The sequence below is a fragment of the Streptomyces globosus genome (genome assembly GCF_003325375.1).
GTDB classification, from domain to species: Bacteria; Actinomycetota; Actinomycetes; order Streptomycetales; family Streptomycetaceae; genus Streptomyces; species Streptomyces globosus_A.
This window is the reverse complement of the sequence record NZ_CP030862.1, coordinates 1,561,911-1,579,987: the sequence shown is the minus strand read 5'-3', so window position 1 is coordinate 1,579,987 and position 18,077 is coordinate 1,561,911. Positions and strand designations below refer to the sequence as shown.

Below are 18,077 nucleotides of genomic sequence, written 5' to 3'. Positions count from 1 at the left end.
GGGCCCGCCTAGGGGGCGGCCGGGGGGACGAGCCGGTAGCCCACCCCGCGGACGGTCTCGATCAGGGCGGGCATGCGCAGCTTGGAGCGCAGCGACGCCACGTGCACCTCCAGGGTGCGTCCCGTCCCCTCCCAGCTCGTGCGCCACACCTCGCTGATGATCTGCTCGCGGCGGAAGACGACGCCGGGCCGCTGCGCGAGCAGGGCCAGCAGGTCGAACTCCTTGCGGGTGAGCGGCACGTCGGTGCCGTCGACGCTGACGCGCCGGGTCGGCAGCTCGATGCTGACGGGCCCGACGCGGACGGCGCCCGGGGCGCCCGCCGCGGCCGGGGAGGCGGCAGCCTCCTCCGAGACGCCGGTGCGCCGGGCGACGGCGTGGATGCGGGCGAGCAGCTCGCCGGTGTCGTAGGGCTTGACGACGTAGTCGTCGGCGCCCATGTTGAGGCCGTGGATGCGGGAGCGCACGTCGGAGCGGGCGGTGACCATGATGACGGGCGTCGAGGTGCGCTTGCGGATCTTGCCGCAGACCTCGTACCCGTCCTGGTCGGGCAGGCCGAGGTCGAGGAGCACCACGCCGAAGGGCGGCGCCCCGGCGGGCAGCAGGGCCTGGAGGGCCTCCTCGCCGTTGCGGGCGTGCGTCACCTGGAAGCCGTGCCGCGCGAGGATCGCGGACAGGGCGGCGGCGACGTGGTCGTCGTCCTCCACGAGCAGCAGCCTCACGGGCGTCCCCCTTTCCTGGCGTCCTGTCGATCTTGGTCTGCGGTCAGGGCCACAGAGCATCCACGCTGATGAGCGCCCCCGCGTCAAGGGGGTTCCGGTCCCGTGCGCCTTCCGTTATGCACCCGGTACGGGCTCGGAGCGGAGGGCGTTGCAGCGCGCACGGAGCGTATCGGGGCGAGGCCGTATCGTTATCCTCAATTCTCCCTCAGATGTGGTGACGGTGTGAGGACGGCGTCACTACTGTCCTCCCAACCGAGGAGGACGGAGCAAGAAGCCGATGAGCGGAGTATCAGTGACCAAGGACGCGAAGGGTGCGGCCGAGGCCGCTGACGACCTGGTCGTACTGAGCAACGTCAACAAGCACTTCGGCGCGCTGCACGTGCTTCAGGACGTCAATCTCAGCATTGCCCGCGGTGAGGTCGTCGTGGTGATCGGTCCTTCGGGATCGGGCAAGTCGACGCTGTGCCGGACGATCAACCGGCTGGAGACGGTCGACTCCGGCACGATCACGATCGACGGCAAGGAACTGCCCTCGGAGGGGCGGGAGCTGGCCCGGCTGCGTGCCGACGTCGGCATGGTCTTCCAGTCCTTCAACCTCTTCGCACACAAGACGGTGCTGCAGAACGTGATGCTGGGCCAGATGAAGGTCCGCAAGACGGACCAGGCCACGGCGGCGAAGAAGGCCCAGGCCCTGCTCGACCGGGTGGGCGTCGGAACACAGGCCGACAAGTACCCGGCGCAGCTCTCGGGCGGCCAGCAGCAGCGCGTGGCGATCGCCCGCGCGCTGGCCATGGACCCGAAGGTGATCCTCTTCGACGAGCCGACCTCGGCCCTCGACCCGGAGATGATCAACGAGGTGCTGGAGGTCATGCAGCAGCTCGCCGCCGAGGGCATGACGATGGTCGTCGTCACGCACGAGATGGGCTTCGCCCGCTCCGCGGCCAACCGCGTCGTCTTCATGGCCGACGGCAAGATCGTCGAAGAGGCCCAGCCCGAGCAGTTCTTCAGCAACCCGCGCAGTGACCGCGCCAAGGACTTCCTTTCGAAGATCCTGCACCACTGACGGCTCCGTTTGGTACTGATCCCGTGGCGGCCCGGCGGCTCACGCCGCCGCTCGCCGTCCAACAACGTCTCATCCGAGGGAAGTTCACCATGAAGCTCTTCAAGGCCGGCGCGGCCGCAGCCGTGGCCGTCGTCCTCTCCCTGACCGCGACCGCCTGCGGCGGCGGCAGCGGCTCGGCCGGCGACGGCGGGACCGCCGGCGGCGGCAAGGACAAGATCGTCATCGGTATCAAGTTCGACCAGCCGGGCCTGGGCCTGAAGACGCCCGACGGCAAGTTCGCGGGCTTCGACGTCGACGTCGCCACGTACGTGGCGAAGGAGCTCGGCTACCAGCCCGACCAGATCGAGTTCAAGCAGGCCGTCAGCGCCGAGCGCGAGAACCTGATCGCGAACGGCGATGTCAAGCTCGTGGTCGCCACCTACACGATCAACGACAAGCGCAAGGCGAAGGTCGACTTCGCGGGCCCGTACTTCCTGGCCCACCAGGACCTCCTGGTCCGCGCGGACGACAACTCGATCACCAAGGCCGAGGACCTCAACAAGAAGAAGCTCTGCTCGGTCACCGGCTCCACGTCGGCGCAGAACGTCAAGACCAAGCTCGCCCCCGAGGCCGACCTGCGCGAGTACCCGGGCTACTCCGAGTGCCTCACCGGTCTGGAGAACAAGGCCGTGGACGCCCTCACCACGGACGGCTCGATCCTCGCCGGCTACGCCGCGCAGGAGAAGAACAAGGGCAAGTTCAAGCTCGCCGGTCTGAAGCTCAGCGACGAGCCCTACGGCATCGGCCTGAAGAAGGGCGACAAGGAGCTCCAGACCAAGGTCAACGCCGCGCTGAAGAAGATGGTCGAGGACGGCTCCTGGCAGAAGGCGGTGGACGCCAACTTCGGCCCCGCCGGCTACCAGGCCGAGCCGGCCCCGCAGATCACCGAAGGCAGCTGATTCTTCGGTGAGGCGCGCCGCCGCCCGCTCCTCGCGGGCGGCGGCGCGGCTCACCGGCCATCCTGGGGAGAGCGCAGGGCAACGTGTTCGACTTTCTTACTTCCGGGCAATACGACGTGCTCGGAGCCTTCTGGGTGACGGTTCAGCTCACCCTCTACTCCGCCGCTGGGTCCCTGATCTGGGGCCTGATGCTGGCCGGGATGCGGGTCAGTCCCGTTCCGCTGATGCGGTCCTTCGGCACGGCGTACGTCAACATCGTGCGCAACACGCCGCTGACGCTGCTGATCCTCGGCTGCTCGCTGGGCCTGGATCAGACGTTGGGCATCACGCTCGCCGGCGGAGACTCCAAGGAGATCGGCTTCCGTCTGGCGATCCTCGGTCTGGTCGCCTACACCGGCACGTTCGTCTGTGAGGCGCTTCGATCCGGCATCAACACGGTACCCGTGGGACAGGCCGAGGCCGCCCGCGCGCTGGGCCTGAGCTTCTTCCAGGTGCTCACGCTGATCGTGCTCCCCCAGGCCTTCCGGGCGGTCATCGCGCCGCTCACCAACGTACTGATCGCCCTCACCAAGAACACCACGGTGGCGGCAACCATCGGTGTGGCCGAGGCGGCCCTGCTGATGAAGGAAATGCTGGAGAACGAGGCGGACGCGCTCTTCGCGGTCTTCGGGGTCTTCGCCCTCGGCTTCGTCCTGCTGACCCTGCCCACCGGCCTGCTGCTGGGCCAGGTGGCCAAGCGAGTGGCGGTGAAGCGATGAGCTCCGTTCTGTACGACGCCCCCGGCCCCAAGGCGAAGGTCCGCAACTGGATCTACACGGCCGTCTTTGCCGTGCTGGTCGGGCTGGCCCTCTGGTGGATTCTCGACCGCATGGCCGAGAAGAACCAGCTCGACGCCGACAAATGGCTCCCCTTCGTCACCGACAGCCAGATCTGGACGACGTTCCTCCTCCCCGGCCTCGTCGAAACGCTGAAGGCCGGCCTGATCGCCATGGTGATAGCCCTGCCGCTCGGTGCGCTGCTGGGCATCGGCCGACTCTCCGACCACGCGTGGGTGCGCGTCCCGGTCAGCACGGTCGTGGAGTTCTTCCGGGCCATCCCGGTCCTGATGCTGATGATCTTCAGCTCGGCGCTGTACGTGCTGCTCGGCACCGTCAGCTCCGACCTGCGCCCGCTGTACGCGGTGGTCACCGGCCTCGTCCTGTACAACGCCTCGGTCATCGCCGAGATCGTCCGGGCCGGCATCCTGTCGCTGCCGCGCGGCCAGACCGACGCCGCCAAGGCGATCGGCATGCGCAAGGGCCAGATGATGGTCTACGTCCTGGTCCCGCAGGCCGTCACGGCGATGCTGCCGGCACTGGTCAGCCAGCTCGTCGTGATCCTGAAGGACACCGCGCTCGGCGGCGCAGTCCTCGGCTTCGCGGACCTGATGTCGATGAACCGGCAGATCTCCGCCAACTACAGCAACACCATCGCGACGATGGTCGTGATCGCCCTGATCTACATCGCGGTGAACTTCGCGCTCACCGGTCTCGCCTCGTTCCTCGAACGCCGGCTGCGGCAGTCGAAGAAGGGCACGGGCGCGGTCGTCGAGGGCGATGTGGCCGAGGTCGACGCGGGCGGCGCGGCCGGCGTGGGCAAGGCCCCCTGACCCGGGAGGGACGGCGCCGGCCCGGCGCCGGTTCCCTGACACCCGGTCAATGAACAGGCGTGGCACATGTGGTGCGGCGGATCCCATCCGCCGCACCACGCGCATGCCCGGGGAGGGTGTCACTTGACGCAGGCACCTCCAGTGGGTTGCATACGTTCTGTGATCACATACCGGACATCGGGAGCCGCCTCGTGGACCCGGTGATCGTCGTCGGTGCGGGGCCGGTCGGGCTGGCCCTGTCCCTCGCCCTGGCCGGCCAGGGCGTGCCGTCCGTCGTACTCGACGAGGGGCCCGGCAAGGACCTCCCCCGGCCCGCCCGGACGGTCGTCCTCCATTCCGACACCGCCGCCATGGTGCACCGCCTGGGCTGTGCGCCCCTGCGCGACGAAGGCGCGTCGTACGCGGCCTGGCGCACGCGGCGGCGCGGCCGCGACACCGGCCGGATCACCTTCGACGACGAGCCGGCTCCGCTGCATGTGCCCCAGCACGCCCTCACCCGGGGGCTGCGCGGCGCCGCCGCGGTCCACCCGCTGGTCAACCTGGTCACCGACAGCAGGCTCGACGCCCTGGAGCAGGACGACCGCGGCGTCACCGCCCACACTCGCGGCGCGGAGACGACCTGGTGGCGGGGCAGCCACCTCGTCGGCTGCGACGGGGCGCGATCGACCGTCCGCAAACTTCTCGGCATCCGCTTCCCGGGCCGCACCGCCGTCGAGCGGCATGCGGTGGCCGCGCTGCGCACCGAGCTGCCCTGGCCGGGCGAGGCGCTCCTGCACCGCGACCCGCCGCACGAGACCACCGCCCGGCCGCTGCCCGACGGGGTGTGGCGGCTCGACTGGCTGCTGCCGGCCCGCGGGGAACTCGTCACGCCGGACGCGCTGGTGACGCTGATCCGGGACACGATGGCCTCCTGGTGCGAGGGCACCACTCCCCCGTACGACCTCCTCGACACCGGGGTGCACACGCTGCACCACCGGCTGGCCATCCGCTGGCGGGAACGCCGCGCCTTCCTCGCCGGGGACGCCGCGCACCTCCTGGGCGCCCTCGGCACCCAGGGCGTCGAGGAGGGGCTCCGGGACGCCGAGAACCTCGCCTGGAAGCTGGCGCTGGCCTGGCACCACGGCGCCTCGGAGTCGCTGCTGGACAGCTACGAGGACGAGCGGCGCACCGCGGTCGCCGCCCGGCTGCGGGCCGCCGACCAGGCCGTGCCCGCGCTCCGCGGGGGCGGCGGGCTGCGGACCCTGCTGCCGGGTTCCGGCCGCAGCGGCGAAGCCCTCCTCACCGACGGCCACCTGGGCCGCGGCCCGCTCGGCGCGCTGCCCGCCTATGCGCCGCCGGTGGCGGTGCGCGAGGTGCCCACGGCCACCGATCCGGGCGGCCCCGTCGCGAACGTCCCCGTGTCGGCCCCCGACGGCTCGACCGTCCCGCTGCGCGACATGCTCGGCCGGGGCCGGCTGCTGGTGGTGCTGGTCGCCCCGGGCACCGGGGTCTGGGACCGGCGGCACTGGCTCGGCGCCGGGCTGATGCCCCGGCTCGCCGCGGCGGTGAGCGCCCTGCCGGTGCGGGCGGACCTGCTCGTCGCCGACGGCTACCCGGGCGCCCCGGCCCACACCGTGCTGCTGGTCCGGCCCGACGGGCACCTCGCCGCGACGTTCGCGGGCGTACGGCCGGCCGAGCTGTACGAGGCGGCGGACGCCGTCCGCATGGGAGCCCCCGCCACGCCGGACCGCACCCCGTCCACCACGCCCTCCGGCGCGGTCGACTGACCGTCCCGCGGCCGCTGTGGCGGAAACGCGGCCGATCCGCACCGGTGCCCTTCCGGAGCGGGCCCGCGGCCCCTACGGGCGGGGCGTGTCTCGTCCGTACGCGGAGTCGGCGGCCCGTGACGGGCGCCCTGGCCTGCGCGTCAGTCCTCCGGATACCCCGCGCCGGGCCCGAGGCCGTCGCCCTCGCCGTCGTCCGCGCCCTCGGCTTCGAGGGCGCGGCGGACCACGCGCAGGGCCATGCCCTCCGGGTAGCCCTTGCGGGCGAGCATCCCGGCCAGGCGCCGGATCCGCTTGTCCCGGTCGAGGCCGCGCGTGGAGCGGAGTCTGCGCTCGACCAGCTCGCGGGCGGTCTGCTCCTCCTGCTCGGAGTCCAGCTGGCCGAGGGCTTCCTGGACGAGGGCGGCGCCGACGCCCTTGGTGCGGAGTTCCTGCGCGAGGGCCCGGCGGGCGAGGCCCCGCCCGCGGTGGCGGGACTCGACCCAGGCGCCGGCGAACGCGGCGTCGTCGATGAGGCCCACTTCCTCGAAGCGGGAGAGGACCTCCTCGGCGGCCTCGTCGGGGATGCCGCGCTTGGCCAGGGCGTCCGCGAGCTGGCGCCGGGTGCGCGGCATCCCGGTGAGCAGGCGCAGGCAGATCGCCCGCGCCTGCTCTTCGGGACTCTGGGGCGGCAGCTCCCGCTCGGCCCTCGTCGTGCCGGAGCCGCCGTCCCCGTCGTGTTCCCGCACCGGGTCAGCTCTTGGCGGCGGCGGCCTTGGCCGTCTTCGCCTTCGACGCGGGGGCGGGAACGTTCTTGGCGTCGCCGTCGGCAGCGGCGGCCGCCTCCTCGGCGGTGCCCTCCGCGGCGGGCTGGGCCCCCTTGCGGACGCCCACGCCGAGCTTCTCCTTGATCTTCCGCTCGATCTCGTTGGCGAGGTCGGGGTTGTCCTTCAGGAAGTTGCGGGCGTTCTCCTTGCCCTGGCCGAGCTGGTCTCCCTCGTACGTGTACCAGGCGCCGGCCTTGCGGATGAAGCCGTGCTCCACGCCCATGTCGATCAGACCGCCCTCGCGGCTGATGCCCTGGCCGTAGAGGATGTCGAACTCGGCCTGCTTGAACGGCGGCGCGACCTTGTTCTTGACGACCTTGCAGCGGGTCCGGTTGCCGACCGCCTCGGTGCCGTCCTTGAGGGTCTCGATGCGGCGGATGTCGATGCGCACGGAGGCGTAGAACTTGAGCGCCCGGCCACCGGTGGTGGTCTCGGGGGAGCCGAACATGACGCCGATCTTCTCGCGGAGCTGGTTGATGAAGATCGCGGTGGTCTTGGACTGGTTGAGCGCGCTGGTGATCTTGCGGAGGGCCTGGCTCATCAGGCGGGCCTGGAGGCCCACGTGCGAGTCGCCCATCTCGCCCTCGATCTCCGCACGCGGCACGAGCGCGGCGACGGAGTCGATGACGATGAGGTCGAGGGCGCCCGAGCGGACGAGCATGTCCACGATTTCGAGGGCCTGCTCGCCGGTGTCCGGCTGGGAGAGGATGAGGTTGTCGGTGTCGACGCCGAGGGCGCGGGCGTACTCGGGGTCGAGGGCGTGCTCCGCGTCGACGAAGGCGACGGTGCCGCCGGCCTTCTGCGCGTTGGCCACGGCGTGCAGGGTCAGGGTCGTCTTGCCGGAGGACTCCGGGCCGTAGATCTCGACGACGCGGCCGCGCGGCAGGCCGCCGACGCCGAGGGCGATGTCCAGAGCGGTCGACCCGGTCGGGATGACCTCGATGGGCTCGTTCGGCCGGTCGCCCAGGCGCATGACCGCACCCTTGCCGAATTGCCGTTCAATCTGGGCGAGAGCGGCGTCGAGAGCCTTCTCGCGGTCGGTGCCTGCCATGGGTTCCACCCGGTTTGCTTGAGTCGATCGCTTCACGTCATTGACGCTAACGCGTGCCACTGACAATCCGCTCCCACGCCCGTTTCGGCTGTGGATAACCCATCAGAATGGATGTTCGATTTCCCTGTCAAGCCGACCCGGCAGGACCTCCGACGGCCTCCCCCGGACAGCCGCGACCGCGCCCCGGCCCAGCCGATTGACAACCCGTGGTTGACACTCAATGGACTGTCAACCTAGGGTTGCACTCATGACGAACCCTTCTCAGGAACCCGTTCGCACGACCGTCCCGGTCCGCCTCGACGACCTGATCGAGGTCATCAAGAAGGCCCACACCGACGCCCTCGACCAGCTCAGCAACGCGGTCGTCGCCGCCGAGCACCTGGGCGACGTCGCCGACCACCTCATCGGCCACTTCGTGGACCAGGCCCGCCGCTCCGGCGCCTCCTGGACCGACATCGGCCGCAGCATGGGCGTCACCCGGCAGGCCGCCCAGAAGCGCTTCGTCCCCAAGGCCGACAAGGAAGGCGGGGCCGGCGAGTCCGCCCAGGGCTTCGGCCGCTTCACGCCGCGCGCCCGCAACGTCGTCGTGGCCGCGCAGGAGGCCGCCCGAACCGCCGGCAACACCGAGATCGGCACCGGGCACCTCGTCCTCGGCCTGGTCGCCGACACGGAGGGCCTCGCGATGCTCGCCCTGCGGGCACAGGGCGTCGCGCCGGACGCCGTGCGCTCCGCGGCCCGCGCCGCGCTGCCCGCGCCGGCCGAGGGCGCCCTGCCGGAGCTGATCCCCTTCGACGCCTCCGCGAAGAAGGCCCTGGAGCTGACGTTCCGCGAGGCCCTGCGCCTCGGCCACGACTACGTCGGCACCGAGCACATCCTGCTGGCCCTGCTCGAACTGGAGCACGGCGAGGGCGTCCTGTGCGGCGCCGGTCTCGACAAGGCCGCCACCGAGGCGGCCGTCAGCGAAGCCCTGGCAGCCGTACTCGGCGGCGCGGACCAGGCGTAGGCGCGCCCGCGTCGGCGCCCGCGGTCAGCTCGTACCGCCTGACGTACGCGCCGAGGAAGGCCTGCAGCGTGGCGACGGCCGGGATCGCGATCAGCGCCCCGACCGCGCCCAGCAGGGCCGTCCCCGCGATCACCGAGCCGAAGGCGACGGCGGGGTGGATGTCCACCGTCCGCGAGGTCAGCTTCGGCTGGAGGACGTAGTTCTCGAACTGCTGGTACACCACCACGAAGCCGAGGACGTACAGCGTGTACAGCGGATCGACCGGGAAGGCGATCAGCATGGGCAGGGCGCCCGCCAGGTAGGTGCCGATGGTGGGGATGAACTGCGAGACCAGCCCCACCCACACCGCGAGCGCCGGCGCGTAGGGCACCCCCAGGACCGCGAACAGCACGTAGTGGGCGAACCCCGAGACCAGGGCCATCAACCCGCGCGAGTACAGGTAGCCGCCCGTCTTGGCGACGGCGATCTCCCAGGCGCGCAGCACCTCCGCCTGCTTCGACGGGGGCAGCACGGAGCACAGTGCGCGCCGCAGGCGCGGCCCGTCCGCGGCGAAGTAGAAGGCGAACAGGCCGACCGTCAGCAGCCGGAACAGCCCGCCGAGGACGGTGGCGGACACGTCGAGCACGCCGCTCGCGCTGTCCTGGACGTACTTCTGCAGCCAGTCCGAGTGCAGCAGGCTGTCCTGGATCGCGAGCCGGGACAGCTCGGTGTGGAAGGTCGCGTTGATCGAGCCGATCACCGAGTCGAGGTAGCGGGGGAAGCTCTCCACCATCTCGACGATCTGCCCGGCGAGCATCGAGCCGAGCAGCACGACGAATCCGACGGACACGACGAGCACCGCGAGGAACACCAGGAAGGTGGCGAGCCCCCGGCGCACGCCGCGGGCCGCCATCCGGGACACCGCGGGCTCGATCGCGAGGGCGAGGAAGAACGCGATCAGGATGTTGACGAGCAGCCCGATCAGCTGGTGGAAGGCCCAGCTGCCGAGGCGGTAGCAGGCGATCAGAGCCAGGACGAGGACGACGGCGCGCGGCAGCCAGCGGGGCATCCGCTCGCCGGCGGCCGCCGCGCGGACCGCCGCCGCGGCGGTCGCCGCGGGCGCCGCGGCGGGGCCGGCGGCTGGGCCCGGGGCGGGGTCGCCGCCTCCCGGCCGGGCCTCGTCGTCGCTGCGCGCGGGCGGCGGCCCGGTGCGCTCGGTCGTGTCGTCGGTGGCTGCCACGCCGCCCAGTCTGTCCCACCCGCCTGGCGTACGGGCAAACGGCCGACGGCGTCAGCGCAGCGAATCGGGCACGCCCGCGGCGGAGCACACCGCGCGCCAGACGTCCTTGGCCTCCCAGCCCGCCTCCAGCGCCTCGTGGACGGTGCGCCCGCCGAGCTCGGACATGACGTGGTCCCGCGCGAAGGAGTCGGCGTAGCCGGCCCCGAAGTGCTCGGCCATCCGCTCCCAGAAAATCGTCAACCGCATGACCCCAGTATCCCGCCCGGCCGCCGGGGCCCTACCCGCCCAGGGCGCGCACGCCCGCGGTGACGGCGACGGCCGCCCCGACCACGAGCAGGAACGGGGCCCGCAGCAGCAGCGCGATCCCGGCGGCGGCCAGGCCCGCCGCGCGGGCGTCGAGGACGACCTGCTGCCCGGCGCCGAAGGTCTGCTGGGCGGTGAGCGCTGCGAGCAGGGCGACCGGCAGGAGTCCCGCGAGCCGGCGCACCAGGGGCCGCTCCAGCGCCCCGGCGGGCACGAGGAGCCCGGCCAGCTTGACGGCGTAGCAGCCGGCGGCGGTCAGCACGATGGCGAGCCACACGTTCACTTGCGGCGTCCCTTCAGCCAGAGGATCGCGGGGGCGGCGAGCGCGGCGGCGAGCACCGGCAGCCCGGCGGGCAGCACGGGCAGCAGGCCCAGCCCGAGGACGACGGCGAGCACGGCGACGGCGCGCTCGGTGCCGGTCCGCAGCATCGGCGCCAGCAGGGCCAGGAAGACGGCGGGGCCGGCGGCGTCCAGCCCCCAGGCGGCCGTGTCCCCGATCGCCTCGGCGCCGAGCACCCCGAGCAGGGTGGTGAGGTTCCACAGCACGTACAGCGTCAGGCCGGTCACGGTGAACCCGAGGCGCGCCGAGCGGCGGTCGGGCTGGGCCAGCGCGACGGCGGCGGTCTCGTCGATCACCCAGTGCGCGGCGAGCGGGCGCACGGCCCGCGGCAGGGCGAGCAGCTGCGACAGGCGCAGCCCGTAGAAGGCGTTCCGGGTGCCGAGGAAGAAGGCGCCGGCGGCGGCCGTGAACGGGTTGCCGCCCGCGGCGAGCGCCCCGACCAGCGCGAACTGCGAGGCACCGGTGAAGACGAACAGGCTCAGGACGCACGCCTGGAGGGCGCTCACCCCGGATCCGGCGGCGGTCACCCCGAACGCGAAGCCGGACAGGCCGACGGCCACCCCGACCCCGAGGGCGTCGCGCACCACCCGGCCGCGCGGCCGCCCGGCGGGCTCCGCTGCGCCGCCCGCACCCGCCGCCATGGGGGTGTCCCCGGGGGCGGGCCGGTCCTGTCGTATCACCGTCTGACGTTCTTGCACCCCCCGACGGTACGCACGGCGGGCGGGTCCGGTCTTGTACGTTCTTGCAGGCCCGGCGGGCGGAGGCGCGGGCAGGGGCGCGGCGCGGCTATCCGGCCCGCTCGCGCCGGTAGGCGCCCGGCGGGACCCCGACGATGCGGGTGAAGTGCCTGTTCAGGTGGGGCTGGTCGGTGAAGCCGACGGCGACGGCCGCCTCGGCCGGGGCGGTGCCCGCGTCCAGCAGGCGGCGCGCCCGCCGCACCCGGGCGTCGGTCAGCCAGGTGTGCGGCGGCATCCCGTAGCGCTCGCGGAACGCCCGCAGCAGCGCGAACGGGCTGGTCCCGAGCTCTGCGGCGAGCTGCTCCAGCGACGGCGGGTCGGCCATGCGCTCCAGCAGCACCGCCCGGGCCCGCGCCGCGCCCGCGGCCCCGGCGCTCGCGGCGGGCACGGCCGGCAGCGGGCCCGCGTGCCGGGCCAGCATCCGGGCCACCGCGGTGTGCAGCAGGGTGTCGGCGGCGAGGGCGTTGCCCTCCTCGGCGGCCCGGTGCACCTCCGTGACCGTGTGCGAGGTCTGCGGGTCGGCGACGGTGTCGACGGTGAATCCGGGCGTTCCGCGGAGCCCGGCGATCTCGGCGGCGACGCGGCCGACCAGCTCGCGGGAGGGGTAGAGGGTGGCGTACGTCCAGCCCTCGGGGACGCCGGCACGCGCCGTGTGCGGGACCTCGGGGTTGATCAGGACGATGCTGCCGGGGCCGGCGCGCAGGGTGCCGCCGGGCAGGCCGACCTCCTCGACGCCGCCGGTGACGGCCGCGATGACGTACCCGTCGTGGGCGTGCCGGGGGAAGGAGTGGCTGACGTACCGGGCGCGCAGCAGGTCCAGGCCCGGCAGCTCCGCGTACCGCCAGTGCCGCGCCCACTCCCTGCCGTCCGCTCGCGCCACCCCTCCATTCTGCGCGCCGGCCGCGGCCCGGCCGGCGGCGGGTCCGGTCGGCCGGGCCCGGCGGCTGCGGCGAGTGCGCAGGTCACGGCCCTTGTCGGTGCCGGGGTGCAGGATGGGGGCATGGCCGGCTCTGCGCTTGAGGCGTTCTCCCCCGCGACCCGCTCCTGGTTCACGGGGGCTTTCCGTGCGCCCACCGCCGCCCAGGAGGGCGCCTGGCGGGCCATCGGGCAGGGGTCCGACGTCCTGGTCGTCGCGCCGACCGGCTCCGGCAAGACGCTGGCGGCCTTCCTCGCCGCCCTGGACCGGCTGGCCTCCGAACCGCCGCCCGCGGAGCCGAGGAAGCGCTGCCGCGTGCTGTACGTGTCGCCGCTGAAGGCCCTCGCGGTCGACGTCGAGCGGAACCTGCGCAGCCCGCTGACCGGCATCGGGCAGGAGTCGGTGCGGCTCGGGCTGCCGGAGCCGCAGGTCCGGGTCGGGATCCGCTCGGGGGACACCCCGGCCGCCGAGCGCCGCGCGCTGGCGACCCGGCCGCCGGACATCCTGATCACCACGCCCGAGTCGCTGTTCCTGATGCTGACGTCGGCGACGCGGGAGGCGCTGTCCGGAGTGGAGACGGTCATCCTGGACGAGGTGCACGCGGTAGCGGGGACCAAGCGCGGCGCGCACCTGGCGCTCTCCCTGGAGCGGCTGGACGAGCTGCTGCCGCGCCCGGCCCGCCGGATCGGCCTGTCGGCGACGGTGCGCCCGGTGGAGGAGGTGGCCCGGTACCTCTCGCCGCGCGGCCGGGTGGAGATCGTGCAGCCGCCGTCGGAGAAGGAGTTCGACCTGTCGGTGGTCGTCCCGGTCGAGGACCTGGGCGAGTTGGGCGGCTCCCCTGCCGCGGAGGGCCGGGAGGGCGGCGACCGGCCGTCGATCTGGCCGCATGTGGAGGAGCGGATCGCCGACCTGGTGCAGGCGCACCGCTCCACCATCGTGTTCGCCAACTCGCGCCGCCTCGCGGAGCGGCTGTGCAACCGCCTGAACGAGATCGCGTACGAGCGCGCGGTGGGCGAGCGGCTGCCGGAGGGCGCGCCTCCGGCCGAGGTGATGGCGCAGTCGGGGGCGGCGCTGGGCGCTCCGCCGCTGCTGGCGCGGGCGCACCACGGCTCGGTGTCCAAGGAGCAGCGCGCTCTGGTGGAGGAGGACCTGAAGGCGGGCCGGCTGCCCGCGGTGGTCGCCACCTCCAGCCTGGAGCTCGGCATCGACATGGGCGCGGTGGACCTGGTGGTGCAGGTGGAGTCGCCGCCGTCGGTGGCGTCGGGGCTCCAGCGGGTGGGCCGCGCCGGGCACCAGGTGGGCGCGGTCTCGACGGGGGTGGTGTTCCCCAAGTACCGGGGCGACCTGGTGCAGGCGGCGGTCGTGACGGAGCGGATGCGGTCGGGGGCCATCGAGTCGCTGCGCATCCCGTCGAACCCGCTGGACGTGCTGGCGCAGCAGGTGGTCGCGATGACCTCGATGGACACCTGGCAGCTGGACGAGCTGCTGGCGCTTGTGCGGCGGGCCGCGCCGTTCGCGGCGCTGCCGGAGTCGGCGTTCACCGGGGTGCTGGACATGCTGGCGGGGCGCTACCCGTCGGACGCGTTCGCGGAGCTGCGCCCGCGGGTGGTGTGGGACCGGGTCGCGGGGACGGTCACGGGCCGGCCCGGGGCGCAGCGGCTGGCGGTCACCTCGGGCGGCACCATCCCCGACCGGGGGCTGTTCGGCGTCTTCCTGGCCGGCGCGGACCCGAAGAAGGGCGGCGGGCGGGTCGGCGAGCTCGACGAGGAGATGGTGTACGAGTCCCGCGTGGGGGACGTGTTCACCCTGGGCACCACGTCGTGGCGGATCGAGGACATCACCCGGGACCGGGTGCTGGTCACGCCGGCCCCCGGGGTGCCGGGGCGGCTGCCGTTCTGGAAGGGCGACCAGCTGGGCCGCCCGCTGGAACTGGGCCGGGCGGTCGGCGCGTTCCTGCGCGAGGTCGGTGCGATGACCGCCGAGGACGCCCGGCTGCGGCTGCTGGCGGCGGGGCTCGACGGGTGGGCCGCGGAGAACGTGCTGGCGTACCTGGCGGAGCAGCGGGAGGCCTGCGGGCACGTGCCGGACGACCGGACGATCGTGGTCGAGCGGTTCCGGGACGAGCTCGGGGACTGGCGGGTCGTGGTGCACTCCCCGTTCGGTGCGCAGGTGCACGCCCCGTGGGCGCTGGCACTGAGCGCCCGGCTCGCGGAGAAGTACGGGATGGACGCGCAGGTGATGCACGGGGACGACGGCATCGTGCTGCGCCTGCCGGACGCCGACCTGCTGTCGGCGGACCTCCTCGACCACGATCCGGCGTCCGTGCACTCCTTCGCGTTCGACGACGATCAGGCGCCGCTGGGCGCGGCGGACGTGGCCTTCGACCACGGGGAGGTCGCCGGGATCGTCACCGACCAGGTGGGCGGCTCCGCGCTGTTCGCCTCGCGGTTCCGGGAGTGCGCGGCGCGGGCGCTGCTGCTGCCGCGGCGCAATCCGGGCCGGCGCACGCCGCTGTGGCAGCAGCGGCAGCGGGCGTCCCAGCTGCTCCAGGTGGCCTCGGAGTTCGGGTCGTTCCCGATCGTGCTGGAAGCCGTGCGGGAGTGCCTGCAGGACGTCTTCGACGTGCCGGGGCTGGCCGAGCTGATGGGGGACATCGAGGCGCGGCGGGTGCGGCTGGTGGAGGTGACGACGGCGGAGCCGTCGCCGTTCGCGCGGTCGCTGCTGTTCGGGTACGTCGCCCAGTTCCTGTACGAGGGGGACTCGCCGCTGGCGGAGCGGCGGGCGGCCGCGCTGTCGCTGGACTCGCGGCTGCTGGCGGAGCTGCTCGGCCAGGCGGAGCTGCGGGAGCTGCTGGACGCCGGGGTGCTGGCGGAGCTGGAGCAGGAGCTGCAGTGGCTCTCGCCGGACCGGCGGGCCAGGGACGAGGAATCCGTGGCCGACCTGCTGCGGCTGCTGGGACCGCTCACGGACGGGGAGTTGGTCCGGCGGGGTGCCCAGGAGGCGTGGGCCCGGGGTCTGGAGCGGGCCCGGCGGGTGATCCGGGTGCGCATCGCGGGCGAGGAGCACTGGGCGGCCGTCGAGGACGCGGGGCGGCTGCGCGACGCTTTGGGGACGGCGCTGCCGGTGGGCGTGCCGGAGGCGTTCACCGAGCCGGTGAAGGACCCGCTGGGCGACCTGCTCGCGCGGTACGCGCGGACGCACGGCCCGTTCACCACGGTCGCCGCGGCGGCCCGGTTCGGGCTGGGGGCGGCGGTCACCGAGGGGGCCCTGCACCGGCTGGCGGCGGCGGGGCGCGTCGTGCAGGGGGAGTTCCATCCGGCGGGGATCGGCCAGGAGTGGTGCGACGCGGCGGTGCTGCGCAGGCTGCGGCGGCGCTCGCTGGCCGCGCTGCGCGAGGAGCTGGAGCCGGTGCCGCCGGCCTCGCTGGCGGTGTTCCTGCCGCAGTGGCAGCACCTGGGCGGCGGGCTGCGCGGCATCGACGGCCTGGCCAGGGCGATCGAGCAGCTGCAGGGCGCCCCGGTGCCCGCGTCGGCGCTGGAGCGGCTGGTCCTGCCCTCGCGGGTGGCGGGCTACTCGCCGGCCATGCTGGACGAGCTGACCACCACCGGGGAGGTGGTGTGGGCCGGCGCCGGGGCCCTGCCCGGCAAGGACGGGTGGGTGTCGCTGTACCTGGCGGACGCGGCGCCGCTGCTGCTGCCTGCCGCGCACCCGCTGGAGCTGACGCCGCTTCACGAGGCGGTGCTGGACGCGCTGTCGGGCGGGTACGGGCTGTTCTTCCGCCAGGTCGCGCAGGCGGTCCGGGCCCGCCATCCGGAGGCCTCCGAGCCGGCGTTGGCGGACGCCCTGTGGGACCTGGCCTGGTCGGGCCGGCTGACGAACGACACGCTGGCGCCGCTGCGGGCGGTGCTGGGCTCGGGCCGCACGGCCGGGGCCACCGCCCACCGGGCGCGCCGTACGGTGCCCCGCGGGCGGTACGGCGCGGTGGGCGCGGCCCAGGCCGTGCGGCAGGGGCCGCCCACGGTCTCGGGCCGCTGGTCGCTGGTGCCGGAGCAGGCGCCGGATCCGACCCACCGGGCGCACGCCCTGGCCCGTACGCTCCTGGACCGGCACGGGGTGGTGACGCGGGGGGCGGTGGCCGCCGAGGGCGTCGAGGGCGGCTTCAGCGCGGTGTACCGGGTGCTGTCGGCGTTCGAAGACAGCGGGCAGGCCCGCCGCGGGTACGTGGTGGAGGGGCTGGGCGCGGCGCAGTTCGCGATGGACGGTGCGGTGGACCGGCTGCGGTCGGCGGAGCGCAATCCGCCGCCGCTGGCGGCGGTGGTGCTGGCCGCGGCGGACCCGGCGAACGCGTACGGGGCGGCCCTGCCGTGGCCGGAGCCCCCGGCGGGGGCCTCGCACAAGCCGGGCCGCAAGGCGGGCTCGCTGGTGGTGCTGGTGGACGGGGAGCTGGTGCTGTACCTGGAGCGCGGCGGGAAGACGCTGCTGGCATGGCCGGAGGCGGAGGATCCGAGGCTGGCCGCGGCGGCGGGCGCGCTGGCGGAGGCGTCGCGGGCGGGGACGCTCCCGGCGCTGACGGTGGAGCGGATCAATGCGGCGCCGGCGCTGACGTCGCCGCTGGGCGGGGTGCTGGAGGCGGCCGGCTTCCACGCGAGTCCGCGGGGGCTGCGGCTGCGGCCGTAAGGCTTCGGTGAGGTCTCGGCCGTTGCACTTACGTCGCACTTATGTACGGAGCATGTCACAGACCCCGCCATGGCTGGAATGCGGCCCCGCGCCTCGGCTATCAAGATTCCCGCAGGCATCGCTCGTGACGATGCCACATCAAAGTGCACCTACATGGGGGACGAAGAGCTGTGAGCAACACGCGACGAGCCACCACCGCCGTCATCGGCCTGGCGGTCGCCGGCACCCTGACGCTGACCGGCTGCAAGAACGGAAACGAGGAGCTCGCCCCCGCGCCGTCGGCCCCGGCCTCCTCCGCCCCCGCGGGCGGCGACCAGAGCGCCGCACCGGCCACCCCGGACGCCGGCCAGAGCAGCGGGGCGCCGGCCGGCGGCACGCCCGGCGACACGGCCAAGCCCGGCCAGACCTTCAAGATCGGCGAGACGGCCACCGTCCCGTTCGACTACGGCAAGACCAAGGGCGGCACGATCGCCCTCACCGTCACCGCGATCGAGCAGGGCAACCCCTCCGACCTCGACGTCTTCAAGCTCGGCGACCAGGTCAAGGGCAAGGTCCCGTACTACATCCGGTACTCGATCAAGAACGTCGGCACCGTCGACCTGTCGTACACCAGCGTCGGCCACATGAAGGGCCTGCTCGGCGACGGCAGCGAGGCCGGCAAGCTCTCCGTCATCGGCAAGTTCGAGAAGTGCCCGAACGACTCCCTGCCGAAGGGCTTCACCAACGGCCAGACCGCCACGGGCTGCGCCGTCGCCCTGGCCCCGTCCGCCGAGACCAAGGTCTCCGGCGCCGAGTACTGGGGCAACCCGTACCTCGGCAAGGGCAAGGGCCTCGTCTGGAAGTAGCCCGCAGGCCGCATCAGCGGCCCGGTGAACCCTCCCGCCCCTCTCACGA

At 73.6% G+C, this 18,077-nt stretch carries 16 protein-coding genes; 8 read left to right on the top strand and 8 right to left on the bottom strand.

The window, feature by feature from the left end; genetic code table 11:
• Positions 1-8: 8 nt before the first annotated feature.
• Positions 9-719 (bottom strand): response regulator transcription factor, encoded by a 711-nt coding sequence (locus C0216_RS07400; RefSeq protein ID WP_114054484.1) that lies wholly within the window; start codon positions 717-719, stop codon positions 9-11.
• A gap of 277 nt (positions 720-996) precedes the next feature.
• Between C0216_RS07400 and C0216_RS07395 the strand changes: the two genes are divergently transcribed.
• The 5 genes from C0216_RS07395 (at position 997) to C0216_RS07375 (ending at position 6,134) form a co-directional block, all read left to right on the top strand.
• The gene (locus C0216_RS07395) at positions 997-1,782 is read left to right on the top strand and encodes an amino acid ABC transporter ATP-binding protein (RefSeq protein WP_114054483.1); all 786 of its coding nucleotides are present in this window, start codon (positions 997-999) and stop codon (positions 1,780-1,782) included.
• Between the two features lie 89 nt (positions 1,783-1,871).
• The gene (locus C0216_RS07390) at positions 1,872-2,720 is read left to right on the top strand and encodes a glutamate ABC transporter substrate-binding protein (RefSeq protein ID WP_114054482.1); all 849 of its coding nucleotides are present in this window, start codon (positions 1,872-1,874) and stop codon (positions 2,718-2,720) included.
• A gap of 83 nt (positions 2,721-2,803) precedes the next feature.
• Positions 2,804-3,478 (top strand): amino acid ABC transporter permease, encoded by a 675-nt coding sequence (locus C0216_RS07385; RefSeq protein ID WP_114054481.1) that lies wholly within the window; start codon positions 2,804-2,806, stop codon positions 3,476-3,478.
• A complete protein-coding gene (locus C0216_RS07380) occupies positions 3,475-4,368 on the top strand; it encodes an amino acid ABC transporter permease (RefSeq protein ID WP_114054480.1) in 894 nt (297 codons plus the stop codon). Before C0216_RS07385 ends, C0216_RS07380 begins: the two co-directional genes overlap by 4 nt.
• A gap of 191 nt (positions 4,369-4,559) precedes the next feature.
• Positions 4,560-6,134: an FAD-dependent monooxygenase gene (locus C0216_RS07375; protein ID WP_114054479.1), complete on the top strand. Its 1,575-nt coding sequence runs from the start codon at positions 4,560-4,562 to the stop codon at positions 6,132-6,134.
• Positions 6,135-6,274: 140 nt separating this feature from the next.
• On the opposite strand, the gene recX is transcribed toward C0216_RS07375, so the two are convergent.
• Together recX and recA are read right to left on the bottom strand one after the other, a co-directional pair.
• On the bottom strand, positions 6,275-6,859 hold the full coding sequence (gene recX, locus C0216_RS07370; protein ID WP_114054478.1) for a recombination regulator RecX: 585 nt from the start codon (positions 6,857-6,859) through the stop codon (positions 6,275-6,277).
• A 4-nt stretch (positions 6,860-6,863) separates the two neighbouring features.
• Complete coding sequence (gene recA / locus C0216_RS07365; RefSeq protein ID WP_114054477.1) at positions 6,864-7,988, bottom strand: recombinase RecA; 1,125 nt, start codon at positions 7,986-7,988, stop codon at positions 6,864-6,866.
• A 247-nt stretch (positions 7,989-8,235) separates the two neighbouring features.
• Between recA and C0216_RS07360 the strand changes: the two genes are divergently transcribed.
• Positions 8,236-8,991, top strand: a complete 756-nt coding sequence (locus C0216_RS07360; protein WP_114054476.1) for a Clp protease N-terminal domain-containing protein — start codon at positions 8,236-8,238, stop codon at positions 8,989-8,991.
• Here C0216_RS07360 and C0216_RS07355 read toward each other — a convergent pair.
• The 5 genes from C0216_RS07355 to C0216_RS07335 form a co-directional block, all read right to left on the bottom strand.
• Positions 8,945-10,039 carry an AI-2E family transporter gene (locus tag C0216_RS07355; protein WP_114058508.1) on the bottom strand — a complete coding sequence of 365 codons (1,095 nt, stop codon included), beginning with the start codon at positions 10,037-10,039 and terminating at the stop codon, positions 8,945-8,947. The two genes, C0216_RS07360 and C0216_RS07355, sit on opposite strands and share 47 nt — an antisense overlap.
• A gap of 222 nt (positions 10,040-10,261) precedes the next feature.
• Entirely contained in the window at positions 10,262-10,456 is a 195-nt protein-coding gene (locus C0216_RS07350; RefSeq protein WP_114054475.1) for a DUF3046 domain-containing protein, read from the bottom strand.
• A 31-nt stretch (positions 10,457-10,487) separates the two neighbouring features.
• On the bottom strand, positions 10,488-10,796 hold the full coding sequence (locus C0216_RS07345) for an AzlD domain-containing protein (protein ID WP_114054474.1): 309 nt from the start codon (positions 10,794-10,796) through the stop codon (positions 10,488-10,490).
• Positions 10,793-11,494, bottom strand: a complete 702-nt coding sequence (locus C0216_RS07340; RefSeq protein ID WP_114054473.1) for an AzlC family ABC transporter permease — start codon at positions 11,492-11,494, stop codon at positions 10,793-10,795. The genes C0216_RS07345 and C0216_RS07340 overlap by 4 nt, the downstream gene beginning before the upstream one ends.
• A gap of 145 nt (positions 11,495-11,639) precedes the next feature.
• Positions 11,640-12,470, bottom strand: coding sequence for an AraC family transcriptional regulator (locus C0216_RS07335; protein ID WP_114054472.1), 831 nt, complete (start codon positions 12,468-12,470; stop codon positions 11,640-11,642).
• Positions 12,471-12,590: 120 nt separating this feature from the next.
• Between C0216_RS07335 and C0216_RS07330 the strand changes: the two genes are divergently transcribed.
• Complete coding sequence (locus C0216_RS07330) at positions 12,591-17,183, top strand: ATP-dependent helicase (protein WP_114054471.1); 4,593 nt, start codon at positions 12,591-12,593, stop codon at positions 17,181-17,183.
• A 170-nt stretch (positions 17,184-17,353) separates the two neighbouring features.
• A complete protein-coding gene (locus tag C0216_RS07325) occupies positions 17,354-18,028 on the top strand; it encodes a hypothetical protein (RefSeq protein ID WP_114054470.1) in 675 nt (224 codons plus the stop codon).
• Positions 18,029-18,077: the final 49 nt, after the last annotated feature.